This is a genomic window from Caballeronia sp. NCF2 (genome assembly GCF_023631205.1).
Lineage (GTDB): Bacteria > Pseudomonadota > Gammaproteobacteria > Burkholderiales > Burkholderiaceae > Caballeronia > Caballeronia zhejiangensis.
Map to the genome: position 1 here is coordinate 18,524 of NZ_JALQDN010000043.1, position 22,089 is coordinate 40,612.

Genomic DNA, 22,089 nt, shown 5'->3' on the forward strand with positions numbered 1-22,089 from the left:
GGAGTCGAGACGATGTCGAACACGAAAATACGAAGGCTCCCGAAACCGTCGCGAGACCGGAACGCCAGAATCTACTGGCTGCCGATGCCGCGCGTCGAGGCGGACAAAGTCATCCTTCAATGCCGGATCGCACTCGAATCGGTCAAGCGTGGCCGGGCGAGTCTGATCGAGGCGCAGTGCATCGCGCAGGCCGTGCTGCTGTCTGGACTCTTGACCGAGGCGGGCTTCGGCATTCTGGACCGCGCGACGCTCGATGAAGTGCAGGGCGACGTGCTCGCGTTGCTCGACCGCGGCCTGACGGTCGGCGACTGGCGCCTTCCCGCGACTGCGGTGCCGCGGCTCACTGCGGTGATCAACGAGCACGACCGGCAGATGAGAGAAGTGCGTCTTTCAGCGGTCATCGAATGCAACGAGCATCTCGAACGTTTCATCGCGACGTTGCCGCGCCCGAGCGATTCGCCCACGCATTGAAACGCTTCGCGCGGGCGGCCGCGCGAAGCGTTTCGATCACATGCCGTGCTTCGTCACGACCGATTCCCACTGCCCGTTCTTCACCTGATACAGCGTCGACGATGCGTTCTTCAACGCGCCGTTGTCGTCGAACGCGATCGGCCCCGTGATGCCGTCGAACTTGTTGGTCTTCAGCACCGGCCGGTACACGTTCGGATCGATGGAATTGGCTTTCTGCATCGCGTTGATCGCGGCCCACGCGGCGTCGTAGCCGAACGGCGCATACGACAGGATCGCGACGCCGAAGCGCTTCTGGAACTTCTCGCTGAATGCCTTGCCTTCGGGCAGCTTGTCGAGCGGGCTGCCGTATTCCCACGCCTGCGCGCCCTCGGCGGCGTCGCCGGCGAGCTTGAGGAAATCCGCGTCCATCACGCCGCCGCCGCCCACGAACTGCGCGTTCATGCCGAGCTGCTTCATCCGCTTGACGACCGCCGCCGCCTGCCGGTCGAGGCCGCCGAAGAAGATCAGATCCGCGTTGGTCGACTTGATGCGCGTCAGTTGCGCGCTGAAATCGACGGTCTGATTGTCGCTGTATTCGCGCGTGACGATCGTGCCGCCTTTCGCCTTCACCGCCTTCTCGAACTCGTCGGCCTCGCCCTGACCGAAGGCCGTGCGATCGTCGATGATCGCGATGCGCTTCGCCTTCGTCGTCGTCACCGCGTAGACGCCGGCGTTGCCCGCGTTCTGCGCGTCGCTGGAAATCACCGTGAACATGTTCGCGAGGCCGCGCGTCGTGATGGTCGGATTGGTCGCGGCGGGATCGATCGTCGGGATGCCGGCGTTGTTGTAGATCGGCGATGCGGGCAGCGTCGTGCCCGAATTGAAGTGTCCGACGACGACGACCACGCCATCGTCGACGAGCTTCTGCGCCGCCTGCACGCCGACGCGCGGATCGGCCTGATCGTCTTCCGCGCGGATCTCGAACTTGGCCGTCTTGCCACCGATCGTGATCTTTTTCGCGTTGGCTTCATCGAGCGCGAGCTGCACGCCGTTCTGGAGATCCTTCCCGTAACCCGCGTTCGCGCCGGTCAGCGGCGCGGCGAAACCCACTTTCACCGGAAGTTCGTCGGCGCTCGCGGCAAAAGGCACGGCGCCGAGCGTGGCCGCGGCGCACGCCACGAGCCATGCCAAAGGTCTGGTACGGAAGCGCATGGTTTTCCCTCTCCTTTTTGATCTGGCAAATCGAAATCGAATGGAACGCCCTGGCATCGGACAAGCGAAATGTAGGGAGCCAATTTCGGCGCGTCTTGGTGTTTAGTCGCGCGTCCGATGCGGATTTCGGCATAGGCCCGATACGCCGCGATCTCAACCCCATGGCGGCTTCGGGCGTTTCGCCGACGCGCCGCGCGCGACGATTCCCGACCATCCGCGAGACGCTGCTATCGGGCCGATTGAATCCCGCCGCTTGACAAAGTGCATATGCACAAATATTCTGCGTGGCATGACTTCCAACTCTTCTCCTCTCGACTGCAACTGTTTTGCGATCCGTCAGGCGGCGCGTTATGTGTCGCAAATGTACGAGCGGCATTTGAGCGTAGCGGGCATCACGGCGGCGCAGTTCACGATTCTCGCGGCGATCGGGCGCAAGCCCGGCGTGCAGATGCTCGAACTCGCCGATTCGATGGTGATGGACCGCACGACGCTCGTGCGTGCGCTCAAGCCCTTGCAGCGCGACGGTCTCGTCGAAGCGGCGCAGGAATCGGCGAGTTCGCGCGCCGTCGGCTTGCGTCTCACGGCAACCGGCAAGGAAACGCTCGTGAAGGCAGCGGCGCAATGGCGCGCGGCGCAGGCGGAATTCGAAACGAAGTTCGGCGAGAAACGCGCGAAGGCATTGCGCCAGTCGCTGTTCGAATTGACGACGATGGAGTGAGTTGATCAAGCGCTGGCTCGCCGCGTGCGAGCCTTTTATTCATCGGCATTAGTGCATATGCACAATCAAGCGGAGCAGATCATGCAGGTCAAAGGAAAAGTGGTACTCGTCACCGGCGCCAATCGCGGGCTCGGCAAGCAATTTGCGAAGTCGTTGATCGAAGCGGGCGCGGCGAAGGTTTATGCGGCCGCGCGCGATCCGAAGAGCGTCGACATTCCGGGCGTCGAAGCGATCCGCCTCGACGTGACGAACGCCGCCGACATCGCGGAAGCAGCGGCGACCTACACCGACGTCCAAGTGATCGTCAACAACGCGGGCGTGACGACGCGCGGCTTGCTCGTCGATCCGGCATCGACGCAAGGCATTCGCGATCTGCTCGAAATCAACACGTTCGGCCCCATCGCGCTCACGCAGGCATTCGCGCCCGTGCTGAAGAAGAGCGGCGGCGGCGCGGTCATCAACGTTCTTTCGGTGCTGAGCTGGGTCTCGTTGCCGGCGGGTGGCGCGTATCACATCTCGAAGGCGGCGGCGTGGGCGGCCACGAACGCCCTGCGCGAGGAATTGCGCGAGCAGGGCACGCTCGTCGTGGCGGCGCATCCCGGTTACATCGATACCGACATGACCGCGCAAGTCACCGCGCCGAAATCGACGCCGGAACATGTCGTGCGCGAAGTGCTGGCGGCGGTGGAGAAGAATCAGGAAGAAGTGCTCGTCGATGACACCGGGCGCGCGGTCAAGCAATCGCTGTCGACCGACGCCCCTATCTACCTCACCGGCATTCCGCGCTGATCGGAGGCTCGCCATGTTTGCGCAGGACATCGTGTTGTGTCATCCGGTGCGTACGGCGATCGGCGGGTTCGGCGGCTCGCTGAAGGACACGCCCGCCGTCGATCTGGGCGCGGCCGTCATCGCGGAAACGTTGCGGCGCGCGGGTTCGGCGCTCGATCCGTCATCGGTGGATTCGGTCGTGTTCGGCAACGTCATTCAGGCGGGCAACCGCATGAATCCGGCGCGACAGGCGTCGGTCGGCGGCGGCGTGCCGGTTTCCGTGCCCGCGCTGACGGTCAATCGCGTGTGCGGCTCCGGCGCGCAGGCCGTGGCGACGGCGGCGACGGAAATCGCGGCGGGCGTCTCGCGTCTTGCCATCGCGGGCGGCATGGAGAACATGGACCGCGCGCCGTATCTGCTCGATGGCGGTCGTCGCGGTTATCGCATGGGCAACGCGCAGATCTACGACAGCCTGCTGCGCGACGGTCTCGTCGATGCGTTCTCGGGCGAGCATTCGGGCTGGCACACGGAAGATCTCGTGTCGAAGTTCGACATCACGCGCGAGGCGCAGGATCGCTGGGCCGAGCGCTCGCAGCAGTGGTTTGCGGCGGCGCAGAAGGACGGCGCGTTCGATGCGGAAATCGTCGGCGTCGATGTGAAGGCGGGCAAGGAAACCGTTGCGTTTGCGCGCGATGAGCAGCCGCGTCCCGACACGAATTTCGCGGCGCTGGCGAAATTGCGTCCGGCATTCCGTCCCAACGGCACGATTACGGCCGGCAATGCGCCGGGGCTGAACAGCGGCGCATCGGCGATGATCGTGACGAGCCGCAACGAAGCGGACGCGCGCGGCATCGAACCGTTCGTGCGCCTGGCGGCGTTCGGCGTCGCGGCCGTCGAGCCGGGGATGTTCGGGCTCGGTCCGGTGCCCGCCGTGCAGCAGGCGTTGCAGCGCGCGGGATGGACGCTCGGCGATGTCGAGCGCTTCGAGATCAACGAAGCGTTCGCGGCGGTGCCGATCGCGGTGGCGCGAACGCTCGGCGTGCCCGACGACATCGTCAACGTCGAAGGCGGCGCGATCGCGCACGGTCATCCGATCGGCGCGACGGGCGCCGTGCTGACGACGCGCCTCGCCCACGCGATGCGCCGCGACGGCGTGAAGCGCGCGATCGTGACGCTGTGCATCGGCGGCGGGCAGGGCATCGCGCTCGCGCTGGAAGCGATCGCGTAGGCGTTCGCGTCAGCGCTTCGCGTTCTTCTGCATGTCATCGAAACCCGCCGCGGCTTGCTGCACGTCCGGCGGGAAATCGTCCATCTCCATGACCTGCCGCACTTCGATCATCTCCGTGTCCGATCCGGGGCAACGCTTCGCCCATTCGATCGCTTCCTCGCGCGACTTCACCTGGACCATCCAGTAGCCGCCGAGCACTTCCTTCGCTTCGGCGAACGGTCCGTCGGTGACGCGCGGCTTGCCGCCTTCGAACGTGACGCGCGCGCCCATCGACGGCGGATGCAGTCCGTCGAGCGCGAGCAGCACGCCGGCCTTCTGCAATTCCTCGTTGTATTTCATCATCGCGGCGACGGCTTCGGCGCTCGGCATCGTGCCCGGTTCGGCGCTTTCGTAGCCGCGCGGAATCATCAGCATCATGAATCGCATGTGGATCGCTCCTTGAAGTTGGTGTATTTATCGAGCGTCTTCGGTACGCTCACACCTAACGACGAGCAACATGACACGAGATCGACATGCCCGCCCTTAAGCGTTTTTCCCTAGTCGATTGCTGTTGCCTTCGCGACCCGTAAGATCAAATAATGTAATCCATTACATCTCGATCGCGACGCGCGGCAAAGCGATGTCAGATACGGTTCGACCACGCGAAGAAGTATCGATTGCCGACGTCGCTGAACGCGCGGGCGTGTCGGTCGCGACCGTATCGCGCGTGCTCAACGGACACACGAACGTTCGCGAGACGACGCGCGAAAAAGTGCTCGAAGCGGTCGCGACGAGCGGCTATCGCATCAACGAGCTGGCGCGCAATCTGCGCACGGCCGAAAGCCGCCTGCTCCTCACGATGGTCCCGGACTTCGGCAATCCGTTCTATGCGGCGATCGTGCGCGGCATCGACAGCGTCGCGCGTCAGAACGGCTACTTCATGCTGCTGTGCGATACCGGCGCGGACCCGTTGCGCGAGCGAAGCTATTTCGATCTGCTGCGCGGCCGCCGCGCCGATGGCGCCATCTGTCTCGATCCCGCCGCCGTGCAAAAAGCGCTCGCCGAAGAAGCGTCGACGCTGCCGTGGGTCGCGTGCTGCGAGTTCGATCCGGCGGCGGGCGTGCCGTACGTCGGCATCGACAATCATCTCGCCGCGGGCGATGTCGTGCGTTATCTGACGGCGAAGGGGCATCGGCGCATTGCGCTCATCAACTCGGGTCAGGGTTATCTGTATGGACGACAGCGGCTCGCGGGCTATCGCGATGCGTTGATCGAAGCCGGCATCGAGCCGCGCGCGGAGTGGCTGATCGAACTCGACAGCCTCGATTACGACGCGGGCGAGCGCGCGGCCGCGCAACTCGCATCGTTGGGCGATGCGCGTCCGACGGCCGCCTTCGCCGTGTCGGACACGCTCGCCATCGGCGTGATGAACGGCTTTCGCGGCGCGGGCTTTTCAGTGCCCGACGATGTCGCTGTCGTCGGCTTCGACGATATCGCCGTTGCCGCGCATGTCGATCCGCCGCTCACGACCGTTTCGCAGCCGATGCAACTGCTCGGCGAAACCGCAGCCGACCTGCTGCTCAAGCGCCTGCGCGACCCGCGCGCGGATGTGCCGGGCGTGCTGCTGCCGCATCGGCTGATTCAAAGAAGGAGCGCGTGACGATGAGCCTCGCCGTGCGCTTTCAGGGCATCGAAAAGCAGTTCGGGCCGGTGCGCGTGCTGCACGGCGTCAGCTTCGATCTCGCGCCGGGCCGCATCTACGGATTGCTCGGCGAGAACGGCGCGGGCAAGTCCACGCTGATGAAGATTCTCGCGGGCTACGAGCGTGCGAACGCGGGCGAGCTTTTCGTCGATGAACGCGCGCGCGACTTCGCGAGTTCGCGCGATGCCGAACATGCCGGCATCGTGCTGATCCATCAGGAATTGAATCTCGCGGATCATTTGAGCATCACGCAGAACATGTTCCTCGGGCACGAGCTGAAGAAAGGCTTCTTCCTCGATGAAGCCGCGATGCGCGACGATGCCCGCGCCGCGTTGAACGACGTCGGCCTGCACAAGAATCCCGATACGAAGGTGCGCGATCTGATCGTCGCGGAGAAGCAGCTCGTCGAGATCGCGAAGGCGATGTTGCGCAGCGCGCGCCTGCTCATCATGGACGAACCGACCGCGACGTTGACGCCATCGGAGACGCAGCGTCTCTTCGGCCTGATGGCGCGTCTGAAGGAAGCGGGCACGACCATCGTCTATATCTCGCACAAGCTCGACGAAGTGGAACGCGTGACCGACGAAGTGATCGTGATGCGCGATGGCCGCTTCGTCGCGCGCGCGCCGACCGACGAGCTGACGCGTCAGCAGATGGCCAATCTGATGGTCGGCCGCGAAGTCTCCGACATGTTCCCCGACAAGCCGCCGTTGTCCGACGACGCGCCGGTCGCGTTCGAAGTCGAAGGCGCATCGGTGCCGGGCTGGGCCGACGGCATCGGCTTTTCGGTGCGCAAGGGCGAAGTGTTCGGCTTCGCGGGACTCGTCGGCGCGGGGCGCACGGAGCTGTTCGAAGCGCTCGTCGGCCTGCGTCCGCTCTCTGCGGGGCGCGTCGTCATCGACGGAAAAACGGTCAAGCTCAAAGGCCCGCGCGAAGCGATGCAGCAAGGCCTCACTTATCTGAGCGAAGACAGAAAGGGGCGCGGCCTCCACGTCGACATGGCGCTGAAAGACAATCTCACGATGATGACGCTGGAGCGCTACGCGCATCCGCTCATCGATACGCGCGCGGAACGCGAAGCCCTGAACGCGGCGGTGAAGGACTTCGGCATACGCACCGGCAACGCGTCGATACGCGCGCGCATGCTGTCGGGCGGCAATCAGCAGAAGCTCGCGCTCGCGAAGTTCCTGAATCCCGATCCGCGCGTGATCGTGCTCGACGAACCCACGCGCGGCGTCGATGTCGGCGCGAAACGCGATATCTATTTCCTGATTCATCGGCTGGCCGCGGAAGGCCGCGCGGTGATCGTGATCTCGTCCGAACTGATCGAGCTGATCGGCTTGTGTCATCGCGTCGCGGTGATGCGCGCGGGCGAACTCGTCGCGACACTCGGCATGGATCTTTTGACCGAAGAGAGGTTGATCGCGCATGCGACCGGCACACACTGAAGACACCGAAAGCGAGAGCCGTCTCTCCACCGTCGCGCGCTTCATGTTCGGCGTCGGGCCGCTCATCGGGCTGATCGCGCTGTGTATCGGCGGCACCTTGCTCAACGGCGATTTCGCCACCGTCGACAACGCGATGAACGTGCTCACGCGCACGTCGTTCATTGGCATCATCGCGGTGGGGATGACCTTCGTCATCATCTCGGGCGGCATCGATCTGTCGGTCGGTTCGATGGCCGCGCTCATCGCGGGCAGCATGATCTACATGATGAACGCGCTGATGCAGGGCTTTCACGGCCACGCGGTGCCGCCGCTTCTGATCATCGCGCTCGGCATCGTGCTCGCGCTCGTGCTCGGCGCGCTGTTCGGCTTCGCGCATGGCGTGCTCGTGACGAAAGGGCGCATCGAGCCGTTCATCGTCACGCTCGGCACGCTCGGCATATTTCGCGCGCTGCTCACATGGCTCGCGGATGGCGGCGCGCTCACGCTCGACAACTCGCTCGTCGATCTTTACGGGCCGGTTTATTACGCGAGTCTGCTGCATGTTCCGGTGCCGATCTGGGTGTTCGCGATCGTGGCGGCGGGCGGTGCGCTCGTGCTCAATCGCACGGTGTACGGGCGTCATGTGCAGGCGATCGGATCGAACGAACAGGTCGCGCGTTATGCGGCGATTCGCGTGGATCGTGTGAAGATCGTCACGTATGTGCTGCTCGGTTCATGCGTGGCCGTCGCGACGATTCTGTATGTGCCGCGCTTAGGCTCCGCCACGCCGACGACGGGCCTCCTGTGGGAACTCGAAGCGATCGCGTCCGTCGTGGTCGGCGGCACGGCGCTGAAGGGCGGCGAAGGGCGCGTGATCGGCACGGTCATCGGCGCGATTCTGCTTTCGGTCATCAACAACATTTTGAATCTCACGAGCATCATCAGCGTGTATCTGAATGCGGCGGTGCAGGGCGCCGTCATCATCCTCGTAGCATTCCTGCAGCGCGGTCGTCGTTGATAGTCTTAAAACAGGAGACATCGTCATGAAGAAAATGCTTCGCGCGCTCGGCGCGCTCACGTTGACGGCGAGCGCGTTCGCCGCTGCATCGTCGTCCGCATTCGCCGCCGACAAGGTCGTGCTGGGCGTCGCCATTCCGACCGCCGATCACGGCTTCACGGGCGGCATCGTGTGGTGGGCCAACGAAGCGAAGAAGGAACTGGAAAAGGCGCATCCCGACCTGAAGGTGATCGTGAAGACGGCGAGCACCGCGCCCGAGCAGGCGAACCAGTTGCAGGATTTGGTCACGGTCAACAAGATCAATGCGCTCGTGATCTTCCCGCAGGAATCGGCGTCGCTCACGCAACCGGTCGCGCAGGTCAAGAAGAAAGGCGTGTATGTGACGGTGGTCGATCGCGGCCTGACCGACACGAGCGCGCAGGACGCGTACGTCGCCGGCGACAACACCGCTTTCGGCAAGATTCCCGCCGAGTTTCTCGCGAAGCAGTTGAACGGCAAGGGCGATATCGTCGCGCTACGCGGCATTCCGACGACACTCGACAACGAGCGCTGGAACGCCTTCGAAGGCGTGCTGAAGCAATATCCCGACATCAAGATTCTCGATGCGAAATACGCCAACTGGAATCGCGACGATGCGTTCAAGGTAATGCAGGACTATCTCACGCGCTTCAAGCATATCGACGCGGTGTGGGCCGCGGATGACGACATGATGGTCGGCGTGCTGAAGGCGATCGATCAGGCGAAGCGCACGGACATCAAGATCGTGTTCGGCGGCGCGGGATCGAAGGAAGCGGTGAAGCGCATCATGGACGGCGATGCGCGCGTGCCGGCCGATGTCTCGTATTCGCCGAAGTTCATCTACGACGCGATCAAGCTGACCGCCGACGCGCGCCTGAAGGGCGACAAGCTGCCGCCGACGACGATCATCCCGTCGGTGCTCATCACGAAGGACAACGCCAAGCAGTTCTATTTCCCGAACTCGCCGTTCTGATGCGCGAAGGCCGTTCATCCGGCCTTCTTTTTGTGGAGGCGAAAGATGAAAACCATCAAAGGCCCGGCGATATTTCTCGCACAGTTCATGGGCGATCAGGCGCCGTTCGATACGCTCGCGAATCTCGCGTCGTGGGCGGCGTCGCTCGGTTACAAGGGCATACAGGTGCCTGCCGATCCGCGTCTGATCGATCTGGAGAAGGCCGCATCGAGCGATGCGTATTGCGATGAGATTCGCCGCACCGTCGACGATGCGGGCGTCGCGATCACCGAGTTGTCGACGCATCTGCAAGGACAACTGGTCGCCGTGCATCCCGCATACGACACGCTGTTCGATGGCTTCGCCGCGCCGCATGTGCGGGGCGATCCGGCCGCGCGGACCGAATGGGCGATCGCGCAAATGAAGCTCGCGGCGGCGGCGTCGAAGCGTCTCGGCTTGAACGCGCACGTGACGTTTTCGGGCGCGCTCGCGTGGCCGTATGTGTATCCGTGGCCGCAGCGTCCGGCGGGTCTCGTCGAAGCCGCGTTCGAAGAGCTTGCGAACCGCTGGCGTCCGATTCTCGACGAGTTCGATCGCGCGGGCATCGACGTGTGTTACGAGCTTCATCCTGGCGAAGACCTGCATGACGGCGTGACGTTCGAGCGTTTTCTCGCGGCGGTGGACGATCATCCGCGCGTGAACATCCTGTTCGATCCGAGCCACTTCATGTTGCAGCAGCTCGACTACCTTGCGTTCATCGACATCTATCACGCGCGCATCAAGGCGTTTCACGTAAAGGACGCCGAGTTCCGGCCGAGCGGGAAACAGGGCGTGTACGGCGGCTATTCCGGATGGGTCGATCGCGCCGGCCGCTTCCGTTCGCTGGGCGATGGCCAGATCGACTTCAAGGCGATCTTCTCGAAGATGGCGCAATACGATTTCGGCGGCTGGGCCGTGCTCGAATGGGAATGCGCGCTGAAGCATCCGGAAGACGGCGCGCGCGAAGGCGCGGTGTTCATCCGCGATCACATCATCCGCGTGGCCGAGCGCGCCTTCGATGACTTCGCGGGCAGCGGCGCGAGCCGCGAGCAGATGCGCGGCGTGCTCGGCATCGATTCCGGAGACAAGCGATGAATCGCGTGCGGTTGGGGATGGTCGGCGGCGGCGAGGGCGCGTTCATCGGCGCGGTGCATCGCATTGCGGCGCGGCTCGACGATCGCTATGAACTCGTCGCGGGCGCGTTGTCGTCGGATGCGCGGCGCGCGGCATCGAGCGCCGCGGCGATCGGGCTCGCGCGCAGCTACGACGATTTTCGCGAGATGGCGCGCATCGAGGCTGGACGCTCGGACGGCATCGAGGCGGTCGCGATCGTCACGCCGAATCATCTGCATGCGCCGATCGCGACCGCTTTTCTCGAAGCGGGCATTCACGTGATTTGCGACAAGCCGCTCGCCGTTTCGCTCGATGAAGGCGAGGCGCTGGCGAAGCTTGCGCGCGAGAAGGATCGCGTGTTCGCGGTGACTTATACCTACACGGGTTATCCGCTCGTGCGGCATGCGCGCGGAATGGTACAGCGCGGCTTGCTCGGCGACATTCGCGTGGTGCAGATCGAGTATGCGCAGGACTGGCTGTCTCTTCCTGTCGAGACGCAGGCGAACCGGCAGGCCGTATGGCGCACCGATCCCGCGCTCGCTGGACCGGCGGGATGTCTCGGCGATATCGGCACGCACGCGTATCAGCTTGCGGAATACGTGACGGGGATGCGGCCATCCGAGCTTGCCGCCGATGTGACGACGTTCGTGCCGAATCGTCGTGTGGACGATCATGTTCAGGCGATGTTGCGCTACGAGAACGGCGCGCGTGGCATGTTGTGGGCGAGTCAGGTCGCGGCCGGCGAGGAGAACGCGTTGCGATTGCGCGTGTATGGGACGAAGGCGGGCATTGCGTTCGATCAACAGAAGCCGAACGAATTGTGGTTCACGCCGATAGGCGGCGCGTCGGAGCGCATCACGCGCGGGCGCGTGCAAAGTCCTGAAGCGCTGCACGCGACGCGCGTGCCGGCGGGACATCCGGAAGGGTATCTGGAAGCGTTCGCGCAGGTTTATACGGATGCGGCGGCGTGTATCGCGAGCGGGACGACGCAGGGGGATGACTGGCTGACGACCGTCGAGGATGGGGTCGCGGGGTTGCGGTTCGTGGAGGCGGTGTTGAGGAGTGGGGGGCGGAATGGGGAGTGGGTGGGGCTGAAGAATTAGTCGAATACCCACTTTCTTCGCCTTCAGCCGAAATGCGCGCCAAACGCTCGATTGCGAATCGAAGATTTCGCAGCTTGGCTGCAAGAAAAAACGCGGCTTCCAAAGGAAGCCGCGTCTCATGCTCTCGATCTGTTCAGTCAGATCCTCACGCCCAATTCGCGTGAAAACTCCCTTCCTTATCCGTGCGTTCGAACGTATGCGCGCCGAAGAAATCGCGCTGCGCCTGCACCAGGTTCGCGGGCAACCTCTCCGACCTATACGCATCGAAGTAAGCAATCGCCGACGAGAACGCCGGCACCGGAATCCCCGCCTTCACGGCCGCCACGACGACATCGCGCAGCGCTTCCTGATACTTCGCCGCGATATCGCTGAAATACGGATCGAGCAACAGATTCGCGAGGTCGGGCTTCGCAGCATAAGCATCGGTGATCTTCTGCAAAAAGCGCGCGCGGATGATGCAGCCCGCCCGGAAAATCTTCGCGATCTCGCCGTAATGCAGATCCCACTTGTACTCTTCCGACGCCGCGCGCAACTGCGCAAAACCTTGCGCATACGAGACGATCTTCGACAGATACAGCGCACGCCGCACCGACTCGACGAACGCCGCGCGATCGCCGTCGAACTTCGGCGTCGGGCCTGCCAGCACCTTGCTCGCCGCCACACGCTGCGTCTTCAGCGACGACAGCACGCGCGCAAACACCGCTTCCGTAATCAAAGGCAGCGGCGCGCCGAGGTCCAGCGCGTTCTGGCTCGTCCACTTGCCCGTGCCCTTTTGCGCGGCGCGGTCGAGAATCACATCGACGAGATCCTTGCCGGTTTCCTCGTCCTTCTTCGAGAAAATCTTCGACGTGATTTCGATCAGGTAACTGTCCAGTTCGCCCTGATTCCACTCCACATACACCTTGCCCAGCTCTTCGTTCGACAGACCCGCGACGCGCTTGAGCACGTCATAGCTCTCGGCGATCAACTGCATGTCGCCGTATTCGATGCCGTTGTGCACCATCTTCACGAAATGGCCCGCGCCGTCCGGGCCCATGTACGCGACGCACGGCTCGCCGTCCGGCGCCTTCGCGGCGATTTCCGTGAGGATCGGCGCGACGAGTTCGTACGCTTCCTTCTGTCCGCCCGGCATGATCGACGGGCCTTTGAGCGCGCCTTCCTCGCCGCCCGACACGCCCGTGCCGATGAAATGCAGCCCCGACTTCGCGAGATCCTGATTGCGGCGGATCGTGTCGGTGAAATGCGTGTTGCCGCCGTCGATGAGAATGTCGCCCTTTTCCAGCAGCGGACGCAGCGAAGCGATGGTCTCGTCGGTGCCGGCGCCGGCCTTCACCATCATCAGAATGCGGCGCGGCTTTTCGAGCGACTCGACGAACTCTTCGAGCGTGTAGGTCGGCACGAGCTTCTTGTCGGGATGTTCGGCAATCAGTTCGTCGGTTTTGGCGCGGCTGCGGTTGAATACCGAAACGGCGTGGCCGCGGCTCTCGATGTTCAAGGCCAGGTTGCGGCCCATGACGGCGAGGCCTACCACGCCGATAGCTTGCTTGCTCATTGCTTGATCTCCGAATGACCGAAGCGTCGCGCGGCTCGTGGCGCGCGGCTTCGGGATGAAAACGTGTCGATGGGGCGGCGCCCGCGCGAGAGAGATCGTCTCCGGTTCCGACCGGCGGCGCGATGGGCCGCGCCGATGTCCGATCGTTTTGCGCGAGCGCAGACCGCCCGAATTTACCACTTTGAGACGCATCCGGCAGGGGCCGCGCCGTCCGATCGAGCGCCAAAAGCATCGCCGTCATAGAATGGACGCCCGCAACGAGCACGCCGCGAAGGCCATCCGAAACATGCCGCCCGCCCGGCGCGCGCGCAGCCATCATTACTCCGTCTACGTCGTCGAACTGTCCGGAACGGTCTGGAACGAAGCGCGTTTCCGTCGCGCGAATCCGGATTACGTGATCGGCATGCCGTTCGTCTACGTGGGCATGACGGGCATCGATCCCGACGTGCGCTTCGACAAGCACAAGGCCGGCATCCAGTCGAATCGCTATGTCCGCGAATACGGGCTGCGGCTCCTGCCGCAACTGTATGAGATGTACAACCCGATGCCCTACGACGGCGCGCGCGACATGGAAGTGGAACTGGCGATCGGCTTGCGCGAAGCGGGCTATGGCGTCTGGCAGGCGTGAACGATTCATACAGCGAAGAGGAGCGAGACATGCGGATTCTGGTAGTGGGCGCGGGGGCCATCGGCGGATATTTCGGTGCACGGCTGCTCGAAGCGGGCCGCGACGTGACCTTTCTCGTGCGCGAGCGCCGCGCCGAGCGGCTGCGTCAGTGCGGCCTGAAAGTGAAGAGCCCGGAAGGCGATCTCGCGTTCGCCTGTCCGCCGATGGTGCTCGCGAAAGACATCGACGGCCCTTACGATCTCGTGCTCCTGAGCTGCAAGGCCTACGACCTGCAAGGCGCGATCGATTCCTTCGCGCCCGCCGTCGGTCCCGATACCGCGATCCTGCCGCTCCTGAACGGCATGGGCCATCTCGACGCGCTCGACGCGCGCTTCGATCCCGCGAACGTGCTCGGCGGCCAATGCGTGATCGCCGCGACGCTCGACGCCGAAGGCGAGATCGTGCATCTGAACAACATGCATTCGATGACTATCGGCGAGCGCACGGGCGGCCGCTCGGCGCGCATCGACGCAATCGCCGCGCAACTCGACGGCGCGGGCTTCGATTTAAACGTGAGCGAAGACATCCTTCAGTCGATGTGGGACAAGTGGGTGTTCCTCGCCACGCTCGCGACCGGCACCTGCCTGATGCGCGCGCCCATCGGCGATATTCTCGCGGCGCCGGGCGGCGAGGCGCTGCTGTTCCAGCTCTTCGACGAATGCTGCGGCATCGCCGGCGACAACGCGCACGCACCGGGCGAGGCGGTCGTCACGCGCGCGCGGGCGTTTTTCTCGGAGCGCGGCTCGCCGATGACCGCATCGATGCTGCGCGATCTCGAGAACGGCGCGCCGATCGAGGCGGATCACATCGTCGGCGATCTGCTGTCGCGGCGGCGCACGCAAATCGCCGGGCTGTCGGCGCTGGCGGTCGCGTACGCGCATCTGAAAGCCTACGAAGCGCGCCGGGCACGCGCGTGAGCGTCATGTCCCGCGACGGCCACGCGCCACGGCCGACGGTCGCCGAAATCTTCATCGGCTTTCTGACGCTCGGGCTGACGGCGTTCGGCGGCGCGCTGCCGCTCGCGCGGCGCGAGATCGTCGAGCGCCGCAAATGGCTCGACGCCGACGCGTTCACCGATCTCCTCGGCCTCTGTCAGTTCCTGCCGGGCGGCAACGTGATCAATCTGTCGGTGGCAATCGGCATGCGCTTTCGCGGCGTGCCGGGCGCGCTCGCGGGCTTGCTGGGGCTGCTTGTCGGACCGTCGCTCATCGTGATCGGGCTCGGCGTGATCTATCAGCGCACGCATCAGGACCCGCGCATCGCGCATCTGTTCGCGGGACTCGCGGCGGCTGCGGCGGGCCTGCTCATCGCGATGGCGGCGAAGATCATGTGGCCGCTGCGCCGGAAGCCGGAAGCGGCGATGGTCGCGCTTCTGATGTTCGCGTCGATAGCGATCCTGCGCACGCCGCTCCTGCCGACGATGCTCGTCTTCACGCCGATTTCGGTGCTGATCGCGTGGAAAGTCCGCCGATGAAAAACGATCTGCTTTCGCTCGCGGCGATCTTCAGTCAGCTCTCGCTGCTCGCGTTCGGCGGCGGCAATTCGATCCTGCCGGAAATGCAGCGTCAGGTCGTGCAGGTTCACGAATGGATGTCGAAGGCCGATTTCTCCGCGCTCTTCGCGCTCGCGCAGGCCGCGCCCGGCCCGAACATGATGGTCGTCACGCTGATCGGCTGGCATGTCGCCGGCCGGCCCGGCGTGCTGGTGACGTCGATCGCGAAGTTCGGGCCGTCGTCGCTCGTGACGATCGCCGCGATGCACGCGTGGGAGCGCTTCAAGGATCGCCCGTGGCGGCGCTTCATCCAGCTCGGGCTCGTGCCGATCACGGCCGGGCTCGTCGCGGCGAGCGCGCTGCTGATCGCCGAGGCATCCGATGGAACCTGGACGCTCGCGGCCATCACGGCGCTCGTCGCGCTCGTCTCGTACCGGACGAAGCTGCATCCGCTGTGGCTGCTCGCGGGCGGCGCGCTCATCGGGCTGACGGGTTTCGGCCAGTAAGATCGGGCAAGTTTTCTGCTGGCTTCATCGACAACAAAAGACAAGGAAGCACGCCATGAGCATGAACATCGAATACGCGAAGACCGCACCGGATCGCACGGAAATCGACGCGCTCACCGGCCCGACGGTCGTCGAGTTCGGCACCGACTGGTGCGGTTTCTGCCGTGCCGCGCAACCGTTGATCGCGCAGGCATTTCAGGATCATCGCGCGGTGCAGCACATCAAGATCGAGGATGGCAGCGGCCGCCCGCTCGGACGTTCGTTTCGCGTAAAGCTCTGGCCGACGCTCGTCTTCATGCTCGGCGGCAAGGAAGTCGCGCGCCTCGTGCGCCCCGGCGACGTCTCCGAAATTCGTGACGCGCTCGCGCTCATCGACGAGCCGCTCGCGCAGTAAGCCACGACCGAGGGTTATTCCTCGGTCCACTTCCATCGTAAAAATTTGTATGATGACCCGATGACCTGACGAGGCGCATCGAGTCGCATGTTCGAGAAAATTCCGCCGCGCGCGTTGAGCGACACCGTCGCGCAACAATTGCATAAGCTGATCGAGAAGGGCAGTTTCGCCGCGACCGGCAAGCTGCCGACCGAAGCGGTGCTCGCGCAGGAATTCGGCGTGAGCCGCACGGTCATTCGCGAAGCCATCTCGCGGCTGAAGAACGAAGGCATGGTCGAGCCGCGTCAGGGCAGCGGCGTATTCATCGTCGAGCGCGCGGGGATTCGGCCGTTGCGCATCGATTATGCGCAGGCGGTCGAGCCCGGCGCGGTCGTGCAGATTCTCGCGCTGCGCCGGGCGATCGAGGCCGAAGTGGCATCCGAAGCCGCGCAGCGGCGTACCGACGAACAACTCGCCGCCATCGATGACGCGCTCGCATCCATCGATGAAGCCGTGCGCGATGGCCGCGACGGCGTCGCCGAGGACGTCGCGTTCCATCGGGAAATCGCCAACGCGACCGGCAATCCGTACTTCCTGAAAACCCTCACCTTTCTGAACCAGTACCTGGAAGCGGGCACGCTCGTTACGCGCGGCAACGAGGCGCTGCGCGAGGACTTCATGCGTCAGGTGCGCGAGGAGCACGCGGCGATCGTCGAGGCGATCCGCGCGCGCGAGCCCGACGCCGCGCGCCACGCCGCGCAGACGCATCTCATCAACGCCGCGCGCCGACTGGCGGAAGCGGGCATCTGTTAAGGAATCTGCGATGACACGAAACGTCGGAGTGATCGGTTTGGGCGCAATGGGCATGGGCGTCGCGCGCTCGTTGCTGCGGGCGGGCTTCGCCGTGCATGCGTGCGACGTGCGCCAGCCGGTGCTCGATGCGTTCGCGGCCGAAGGCGGCATCGCGTGCGCGTCGCCGGCCGAGTTGGGCGGCAAGTGCGCGGTCGTGCTGACGGTCGTCGTCAATGCGGCGCAGACCGAAGCCGTGCTGTTCGGCGAAACCGGCGCGGTCGAAGCGATGAAACCCGGCGGCGTCGTGCTCGCGTGCGCGACGGTATCGCCGCAATTCGCCGCCGATCTCGGCAAGCGCATCGGCGAGAAGGGCGTGCACATGCTCGACGCGCCCTTGTCCGGCGGCGCGGCGAAAGCCAGCTCCGGCGAAATGACGATGATGACCTCCGGCCCCGCCGACGCCTACGCCGCCTGCGAGGACGTACTCGACGCGATCGCGGGCAAGGTCTATCGGCTCGGCGACGCCCACGGCGCGGGCTCGAAGGTGAAGATCATCAATCAGTTGCTGGCGGGCGTGCATATCGCGGCGGCGGCCGAAGCGATGGCGCTCGGCCTGCGCGAAGGCGTCGATCCGGATGCGCTTTACGACGTCATCACCCACAGCGCGGGCAATTCGTGGATGTTCGAGAATCGCGTGCCGCACATTCTTTCGGGCGATTACACACCGCTTTCCGCCGTCGATATTTTCGTGAAGGACTTGGGCCTCGTGCTCGACACGGCGCGCACGTCGAAATTTCCGTTGCCGCTGTCGGCGGCGGCGCATCAGATGTTCATGATGGCGTCCACGGCCGGACACGGCGGCGAGGACGATTCCGCGGTCATCAAGATTTTTCCGGGCATCGACATTCCGAAGGGAGCGAAGCAATGACGCAAGCGGCGCAGGCACTGCTCGGCTGTATCGCCGACGATTTCACCGGCGCGACCGATCTCGCCAACATGCTCGTGCGCGGCGGCATGCGCACGGTGCAGACCATCGGCGTGCCGGAAGCGAGCGCGCGGATCGAGGCGGACGCGATCGTCGTCGCGCTGAAGTCGCGCACGATTCCCGCCGACGACGCCATGCGCCAGTCTCTCGATGCGCTCGAATGGCTGCGTGCGCAGGGCTGCCGCCAGTTCTTCTTCAAGTATTGCTCGACGTTCGATTCGACCGACAAGGGCAACATCGGCCCGGTCGCGGACGCGCTGCTCGACGCGCTGAAGGACAATTTCACGATTGCGTGCCCGGCGTTTCCCGAGAATGGGCGCACGATTTTTCGCGGCAACCTGTTCGTCGGCGATGTGTTGCTGAACGAATCGGGCATGGAGAATCATCCGCTCACGCCGATGACCGACCCGAACCTCGTGCGCGTCTTGCAGCGTCAGACGAAATCGAAGGTCGGGCTCATTCGTTACGACACGATTGCGAAGGGGGCGGACGCGATCCGCGCGCGCATCGATGAATTGAAGAAGGACGGCGTGCGCCTCGCGATCGCGGATGCCGTTTCGGACGCGGACTTGTACGTGCTCGGCGACGCATGCCGCGATCTGAAGCTGATTACGGGCGGCTCGGGCATCGCGCTTGGATTGCCGCAGAATTTCCGCGCGGCGAATCTGCTGGCGCACGCGGAGCACGCCGCCGATTTGCCGACGATCGAGGGCAAAGCGGTGGTGCTGGCGGGGAGTGCATCGAAGGCGACGAACGCGCAGGTTGCGCACTGGCGCGAATCGAAGCCGGCGTTTCGCGTCGATCCGATGGCGTTGTCGCGCGGCGAGCCGGTCGTGCAGAGCGCGGTCGAATTCGCGCGCCAGCATGACGAGCCGGTGCTGATTTACGCGACGTCATCGCCGGAAGAAGTGAAGGCGGTGCAGAAGGAACTGGGCGTCGAGAAGGCGGGGCATCTGGTGGAAGACGCGCTTGCGTCGATAGCGCGGACGTTGCGCGATGACGGCTGCGCCAAATTCGTCGTGGCGGGCGGCGAAACGTCGGGCGCGGTGGTGCAGGCGCTGGACGTGCGTTCGTTGCGCATCGGGCCGCAGATCGATCCGGGCGTGCCGGCGACGCAATCGATCGGCGCGGATGGAAGCGGGGCGCTGGGCCTGGCGCTCAAGTCCGGCAATTTCGGCACGACCGATTTCTTTGAAAAGGCGTTGAAGGCACTGTGATGGCATCGAACGAGAACGCTATTCGCGAAGAGATCTGCGTGACGGGCAGAAGCCTGTACGAGCGCCGATATACGGTGGGCAGCGCGGGCAACATCAGCGCGCGGCTCGACGATGGCTGGCTGATCACGCCGACGGATGCGTGCCTGGGCCGCCTCGATCCGAACGATATTGCGAAGGTGGATGCGCGAGGCAATCACGTATCGGGCGGACGTCCGTCGAAGACGTTGGCGCTGCATCGCCGGATCTACGAAAACGATGCGAACGCGCGCGGCGTGGTGCATACGCATTCGACGCATCTGGTGGCGCTGACGTTGGCGGGCGTGTGGAAGAACGACGATGTATTGCCGCCGATCACGCCGTATTACGTGATGAAGGTGGGCCATGTTCCGCTGATAGCGTACCGCCGACCGGGCGACGAGTCGGTGGCGGAGGAAGTGGCGGCGTTGGCGTCGCGCGTGAGGGCGGTGTTGCTGGAGCGGTTGGGGCCGGTGGTGTGGGAGAAGTCTGTGTCGCACGCGAGCTATGCGTTGGAGGAGTTGGAGGAGACGGCGCGGCTGTATCTATCGACGATGCCGCGTCCGGAGCCGTTGGCGGAAGAAGCGATAGAGGAATTGAAGAAGACGTTCGGCGCGCGCTGGTAACACAGAGCCGACTGACCGATCGGCCGCGAAGCGGGCTGGAGCCGTTTCGTGCTGAACCAGCGCGCGAAACGGACTAGCTGGTCGGACCGTGCGCGAGCCAGGCCCGATGGGGCCTATGAGGGCACTCTTTAGGCGAGTGCCACGGTGGACGAGAGTACTACCCAAATTGCGTGTGACCGCGGGCCTGAAAAGCTGCTTTCTTTGCTTACTTTCTTTGCAGCAGCAAAGAAAGTAAGTGCCGCCCCGCACAGGGGCAACGCGAATAGACCGACTCGAACACAGGATTCCATGGAAGCAAGCGCATTCGAAACCGGAACAGACGGAGCACAAGCAAATGCCAAGATTCGCAGCAAACCTGACGATGATGTACCCCGAGCACGCTTTCCTGGACCGCTTCGCCGCAGCGGCGAAGGATGGTTTCAAGGCGGTGGAATTCCTGTTCCCTTACGACTTTGAAGCGAACGAAATCAAGCAGCGCTTAACGGACAATGGCTTGACGCAGGCGTTGTTCAACGCCCCGCCGGGCGACTGGGCGAAGGGCGAACGCGGCATCGCCTCGTTACCGGGCCGCGAGGAAGAGTTCAAGCAGAGCGTCGCAAAGGGACTCGAATACACCGCCGTGCTGGGCAACGAGAAACTGCACGTCATGGCCGGCCTGATCGCAAAAGATCAGAACAGAGAGCAACATCGCGCGGTGTATCTGAAGAACCTCGAATACGCGGCAAAAGAAGCGCAGAAAGCGGGCATAACGATCGTGATCGAGCCGATCAACACCCGCGACATACCCGGTTTCTTCCTGAACCGCCAAGACGAAGCACAGCAAATCTGCGATGAGATCAATGCGCCGAATTTAAAAGTGCAATTCGACATCTATCACTGCCAGATCGTGGAAGGCGACATCGCGATGAAGCTTAAGCGCGACATGAAGCGCCCGAATGCGGGCATCGGCCATATCCAGATTGCGGGCGTGCCGGAGCGCCACGAACCGGGCATCGGCGAATTGAACTATCCGTATCTCTTCGAACTGATCGATTCGCTTGGCTACGAGGGCTTCATCGGCTGCGAATACAAACCGAAGGCCGGCACGTCGGAAGGTCTCGGCTGGCTCAAACCTTATCTGTAAAAACGGAAGCGACCACATGAAGATACTCATCACGGGCGGCGCGGGCTTCATCGGTCAGCGACTCGCAAAGCGGCTGCTCGCGCGCAACGAGCTCAATGGCAAGCCGATCACGGAACTGGTGCTGCTCGACGTAGCGCGTCCGCAAGACGACAGCCTGCTGAACGACAAACGCGTGCGCGCCGAAACCGGCGACATCTCCGACCCGGCGGTGCTGCAACGCCACGTCGACACGGGGACGGAAGCCATCTTCCATCTCGCTGCGATCGTGAGCGGCCAGGCCGAAGCGGATTTCGATCTCGGCATGAAGATCAACCTCGACGCGTCGCGCGCGCTGCTCGAAGTGTGCCGCGCGGCGGGCCACAAGCCGCGCGTCGTGTTCACGAGTTCGGTCGCGGTGTACGGCGGCGCGCTGCCCGACGTCGTGCAGGACGACACCGCGCTGAATCCGCAATCGTCGTACGGAACGCAAAAGGCGATCGCCGAGCTGCTGCTCTCCGATTACGCGCGGCGCGGTTTCGTCGATGGCCGCGTGCTGCGCCTGCCGACGATCAGCGTGCGCCCCGGCAAGCCCAACGCGGCGGCGTCGTCGTTCGCGAGCGGCATCATCCGCGAGCCGCTGAACGGCGAGCGTTCGACGTGTCCCGTCGATGGCGAAACGCGTCTGTGGCTGCTGTCGCCGAAAAGCGCGGTCGAGGCGCTGATCGCCGGCTGCGAAATCGAGCGCGAAAAGCTCGGCTTGCGGCCAGTCATCAATCTGCCGGGGCTGTCGGTCAGCGTGAACGAGATGGTCGCGGCGCTGCGCGCAGTGGCGGGCGACGAAGTCGTGCAGCGCATCGACTGGCAGCGCGACGAACGCATCGAGAAGATCGTGTGCAGCTGGCCGGGCGCGTGGAATACGGCGCGCGCGGAGCAACTCGGCCTGTCGGGCGATAAAAATTTCGCCGACGTGATCCGCGCCTATATCGCCGACGACCTCGCCTGAATCCCACTCTCCGGGCATCGCGCGCGCGATGC

Annotated in this window: 25 protein-coding genes; 22 read left to right on the plus strand and 3 right to left on the minus strand. The window is 64.2% G+C overall.

Features of this window, described 5'->3' with window-relative positions; translation table 11 throughout:
• Nucleotides 1-12 precede the first annotated feature (12 nt).
• On the plus strand, nt 13-471 hold the full coding sequence (locus NCS02_RS14425) for a hypothetical protein (protein ID WP_051079078.1): 459 nt from the start codon (nt 13-15) through the stop codon (nt 469-471).
• 36 nt (nt 472-507) lie between these two features.
• Here NCS02_RS14425 and NCS02_RS14430 read toward each other — a convergent pair whose 3' ends face one another.
• Nucleotides 508-1,662 carry a branched-chain amino acid ABC transporter substrate-binding protein gene (locus NCS02_RS14430; RefSeq protein WP_008354116.1) on the minus strand — a complete coding sequence of 385 codons (1,155 nt, stop codon included), beginning with the start codon at nt 1,660-1,662 and terminating at the stop codon, nt 508-510.
• Here NCS02_RS14430 and NCS02_RS14435 point away from each other — a divergent pair.
• The 4 genes from NCS02_RS14435 (at nt 1,635) to NCS02_RS14450 (ending at nt 4,376) form a co-directional block, all read left to right on the plus strand.
• Nucleotides 1,635-1,919 (plus strand): hypothetical protein, encoded by a 285-nt coding sequence (locus tag NCS02_RS14435; protein WP_175982935.1) that lies wholly within the window; start codon nt 1,635-1,637, stop codon nt 1,917-1,919. The two genes, NCS02_RS14430 and NCS02_RS14435, sit on opposite strands and share 28 nt — an antisense overlap.
• Before the next feature lie 32 nt (nt 1,920-1,951).
• Nucleotides 1,952-2,380 carry a MarR family winged helix-turn-helix transcriptional regulator gene (locus tag NCS02_RS14440; protein WP_033536665.1) on the plus strand — a complete coding sequence of 143 codons (429 nt, stop codon included), beginning with the start codon at nt 1,952-1,954 and terminating at the stop codon, nt 2,378-2,380.
• Nucleotides 2,381-2,461: 81 nt separating this feature from the next.
• On the plus strand, nt 2,462-3,169 hold the full coding sequence (locus NCS02_RS14445; RefSeq protein WP_250502694.1) for an SDR family oxidoreductase: 708 nt from the start codon (nt 2,462-2,464) through the stop codon (nt 3,167-3,169).
• Nucleotides 3,170-3,182: 13 nt separating this feature from the next.
• On the plus strand, nt 3,183-4,376 hold the full coding sequence (locus tag NCS02_RS14450) for a thiolase family protein (protein WP_250502695.1): 1,194 nt from the start codon (nt 3,183-3,185) through the stop codon (nt 4,374-4,376).
• Between the two features lie 9 nt (nt 4,377-4,385).
• On the opposite strand, the gene NCS02_RS14455 is transcribed toward NCS02_RS14450, so the two are convergent.
• Nucleotides 4,386-4,802, minus strand: a complete 417-nt coding sequence (locus NCS02_RS14455) for a YciI family protein (protein WP_250459161.1) — start codon at nt 4,800-4,802, stop codon at nt 4,386-4,388.
• Between the two features lie 193 nt (nt 4,803-4,995).
• Here NCS02_RS14455 and NCS02_RS14460 point away from each other — a divergent pair, with 193 nt between their 5' ends.
• The 6 genes from NCS02_RS14460 to NCS02_RS14485 are packed head-to-tail and all read left to right on the plus strand — an operon-like array spanning nt 4,996 to nt 11,727.
• Entirely contained in the window at nt 4,996-6,015 is a 1,020-nt protein-coding gene (locus NCS02_RS14460; protein ID WP_250502696.1) for a LacI family DNA-binding transcriptional regulator, read from the plus strand.
• 2 nt (nt 6,016-6,017) lie between these two features.
• Nucleotides 6,018-7,505: a sugar ABC transporter ATP-binding protein gene (locus NCS02_RS14465; protein ID WP_250519865.1), complete on the plus strand. Its 1,488-nt coding sequence runs from the start codon at nt 6,018-6,020 to the stop codon at nt 7,503-7,505.
• Nucleotides 7,486-8,502, plus strand: coding sequence for an ABC transporter permease (locus tag NCS02_RS14470; protein ID WP_250502698.1), 1,017 nt, complete (start codon nt 7,486-7,488; stop codon nt 8,500-8,502). Before NCS02_RS14465 ends, NCS02_RS14470 begins: the two co-directional genes overlap by 20 nt.
• 25 nt (nt 8,503-8,527) lie before the next feature.
• Nucleotides 8,528-9,493, plus strand: coding sequence for a substrate-binding domain-containing protein (locus NCS02_RS14475; protein WP_175982940.1), 966 nt, complete (start codon nt 8,528-8,530; stop codon nt 9,491-9,493).
• A gap of 45 nt (nt 9,494-9,538) precedes the next feature.
• Nucleotides 9,539-10,606 carry a sugar phosphate isomerase/epimerase family protein gene (locus tag NCS02_RS14480; protein ID WP_250502699.1) on the plus strand — a complete coding sequence of 356 codons (1,068 nt, stop codon included), beginning with the start codon at nt 9,539-9,541 and terminating at the stop codon, nt 10,604-10,606.
• Nucleotides 10,603-11,727, plus strand: coding sequence for a Gfo/Idh/MocA family protein (locus NCS02_RS14485; protein ID WP_175982941.1), 1,125 nt, complete (start codon nt 10,603-10,605; stop codon nt 11,725-11,727). Before NCS02_RS14480 ends, NCS02_RS14485 begins: the two co-directional genes overlap by 4 nt.
• A 145-nt stretch (nt 11,728-11,872) precedes the next feature.
• Here the strand turns inward: NCS02_RS14485 and gnd are convergent, their stop codons facing one another.
• Nucleotides 11,873-13,279 (minus strand): NADP-dependent phosphogluconate dehydrogenase, encoded by a 1,407-nt coding sequence (gnd, locus tag NCS02_RS14490; RefSeq protein WP_008354103.1) that lies wholly within the window; start codon nt 13,277-13,279, stop codon nt 11,873-11,875.
• A 286-nt stretch (nt 13,280-13,565) separates the two neighbouring features.
• Here gnd and NCS02_RS14495 point away from each other — a divergent pair, with 286 nt between their 5' ends.
• The 11 genes from NCS02_RS14495 (at nt 13,566) to denD (ending at nt 22,057) form a co-directional block, all read left to right on the plus strand.
• Nucleotides 13,566-13,907, plus strand: a complete 342-nt coding sequence (locus tag NCS02_RS14495) for a hypothetical protein (RefSeq protein WP_033536684.1) — start codon at nt 13,566-13,568, stop codon at nt 13,905-13,907.
• A 29-nt stretch (nt 13,908-13,936) separates the two neighbouring features.
• Nucleotides 13,937-14,863: a 2-dehydropantoate 2-reductase gene (gene panE / locus NCS02_RS14500; protein ID WP_008354101.1), complete on the plus strand. Its 927-nt coding sequence runs from the start codon at nt 13,937-13,939 to the stop codon at nt 14,861-14,863.
• A 5-nt stretch (nt 14,864-14,868) separates the two neighbouring features.
• On the plus strand, nt 14,869-15,420 hold the full coding sequence (locus NCS02_RS14505) for a chromate transporter (protein ID WP_250502714.1): 552 nt from the start codon (nt 14,869-14,871) through the stop codon (nt 15,418-15,420).
• The gene (locus NCS02_RS14510) at nt 15,417-15,944 is read left to right on the plus strand and encodes a chromate transporter (protein ID WP_250523216.1); all 528 of its coding nucleotides are present in this window, start codon (nt 15,417-15,419) and stop codon (nt 15,942-15,944) included. The genes NCS02_RS14505 and NCS02_RS14510 overlap by 4 nt, the downstream gene beginning before the upstream one ends.
• A 55-nt stretch (nt 15,945-15,999) precedes the next feature.
• Nucleotides 16,000-16,338, plus strand: coding sequence for a thioredoxin family protein (locus tag NCS02_RS14515; protein WP_008354098.1), 339 nt, complete (start codon nt 16,000-16,002; stop codon nt 16,336-16,338).
• Nucleotides 16,339-16,425: 87 nt separating this feature from the next.
• Nucleotides 16,426-17,130 carry a FadR/GntR family transcriptional regulator gene (locus NCS02_RS14520; RefSeq protein WP_250502700.1) on the plus strand — a complete coding sequence of 235 codons (705 nt, stop codon included), beginning with the start codon at nt 16,426-16,428 and terminating at the stop codon, nt 17,128-17,130.
• Between the two features lie 10 nt (nt 17,131-17,140).
• Nucleotides 17,141-18,037, plus strand: coding sequence for an L-threonate dehydrogenase (ltnD, locus tag NCS02_RS14525; RefSeq protein ID WP_008354095.1), 897 nt, complete (start codon nt 17,141-17,143; stop codon nt 18,035-18,037).
• Nucleotides 18,034-19,311, plus strand: a complete 1,278-nt coding sequence (gene otnK, locus NCS02_RS14530; RefSeq protein WP_250502701.1) for a 3-oxo-tetronate kinase — start codon at nt 18,034-18,036, stop codon at nt 19,309-19,311. Before ltnD ends, otnK begins: the two co-directional genes overlap by 4 nt.
• Nucleotides 19,311-19,952, plus strand: coding sequence for a 3-oxo-tetronate 4-phosphate decarboxylase (gene otnC / locus NCS02_RS14535; protein ID WP_175982946.1), 642 nt, complete (start codon nt 19,311-19,313; stop codon nt 19,950-19,952). Before otnK ends, otnC begins: the two co-directional genes overlap by 1 nt.
• 334 nt (nt 19,953-20,286) lie before the next feature.
• Complete coding sequence (gene otnI / locus NCS02_RS14540; protein WP_008354092.1) at nt 20,287-21,075, plus strand: 2-oxo-tetronate isomerase; 789 nt, start codon at nt 20,287-20,289, stop codon at nt 21,073-21,075.
• A gap of 16 nt (nt 21,076-21,091) precedes the next feature.
• The gene (gene denD, locus NCS02_RS14545) at nt 21,092-22,057 is read left to right on the plus strand and encodes a D-erythronate dehydrogenase (RefSeq protein WP_250502702.1); all 966 of its coding nucleotides are present in this window, start codon (nt 21,092-21,094) and stop codon (nt 22,055-22,057) included.
• Nucleotides 22,058-22,089 lie beyond the last annotated feature (32 nt).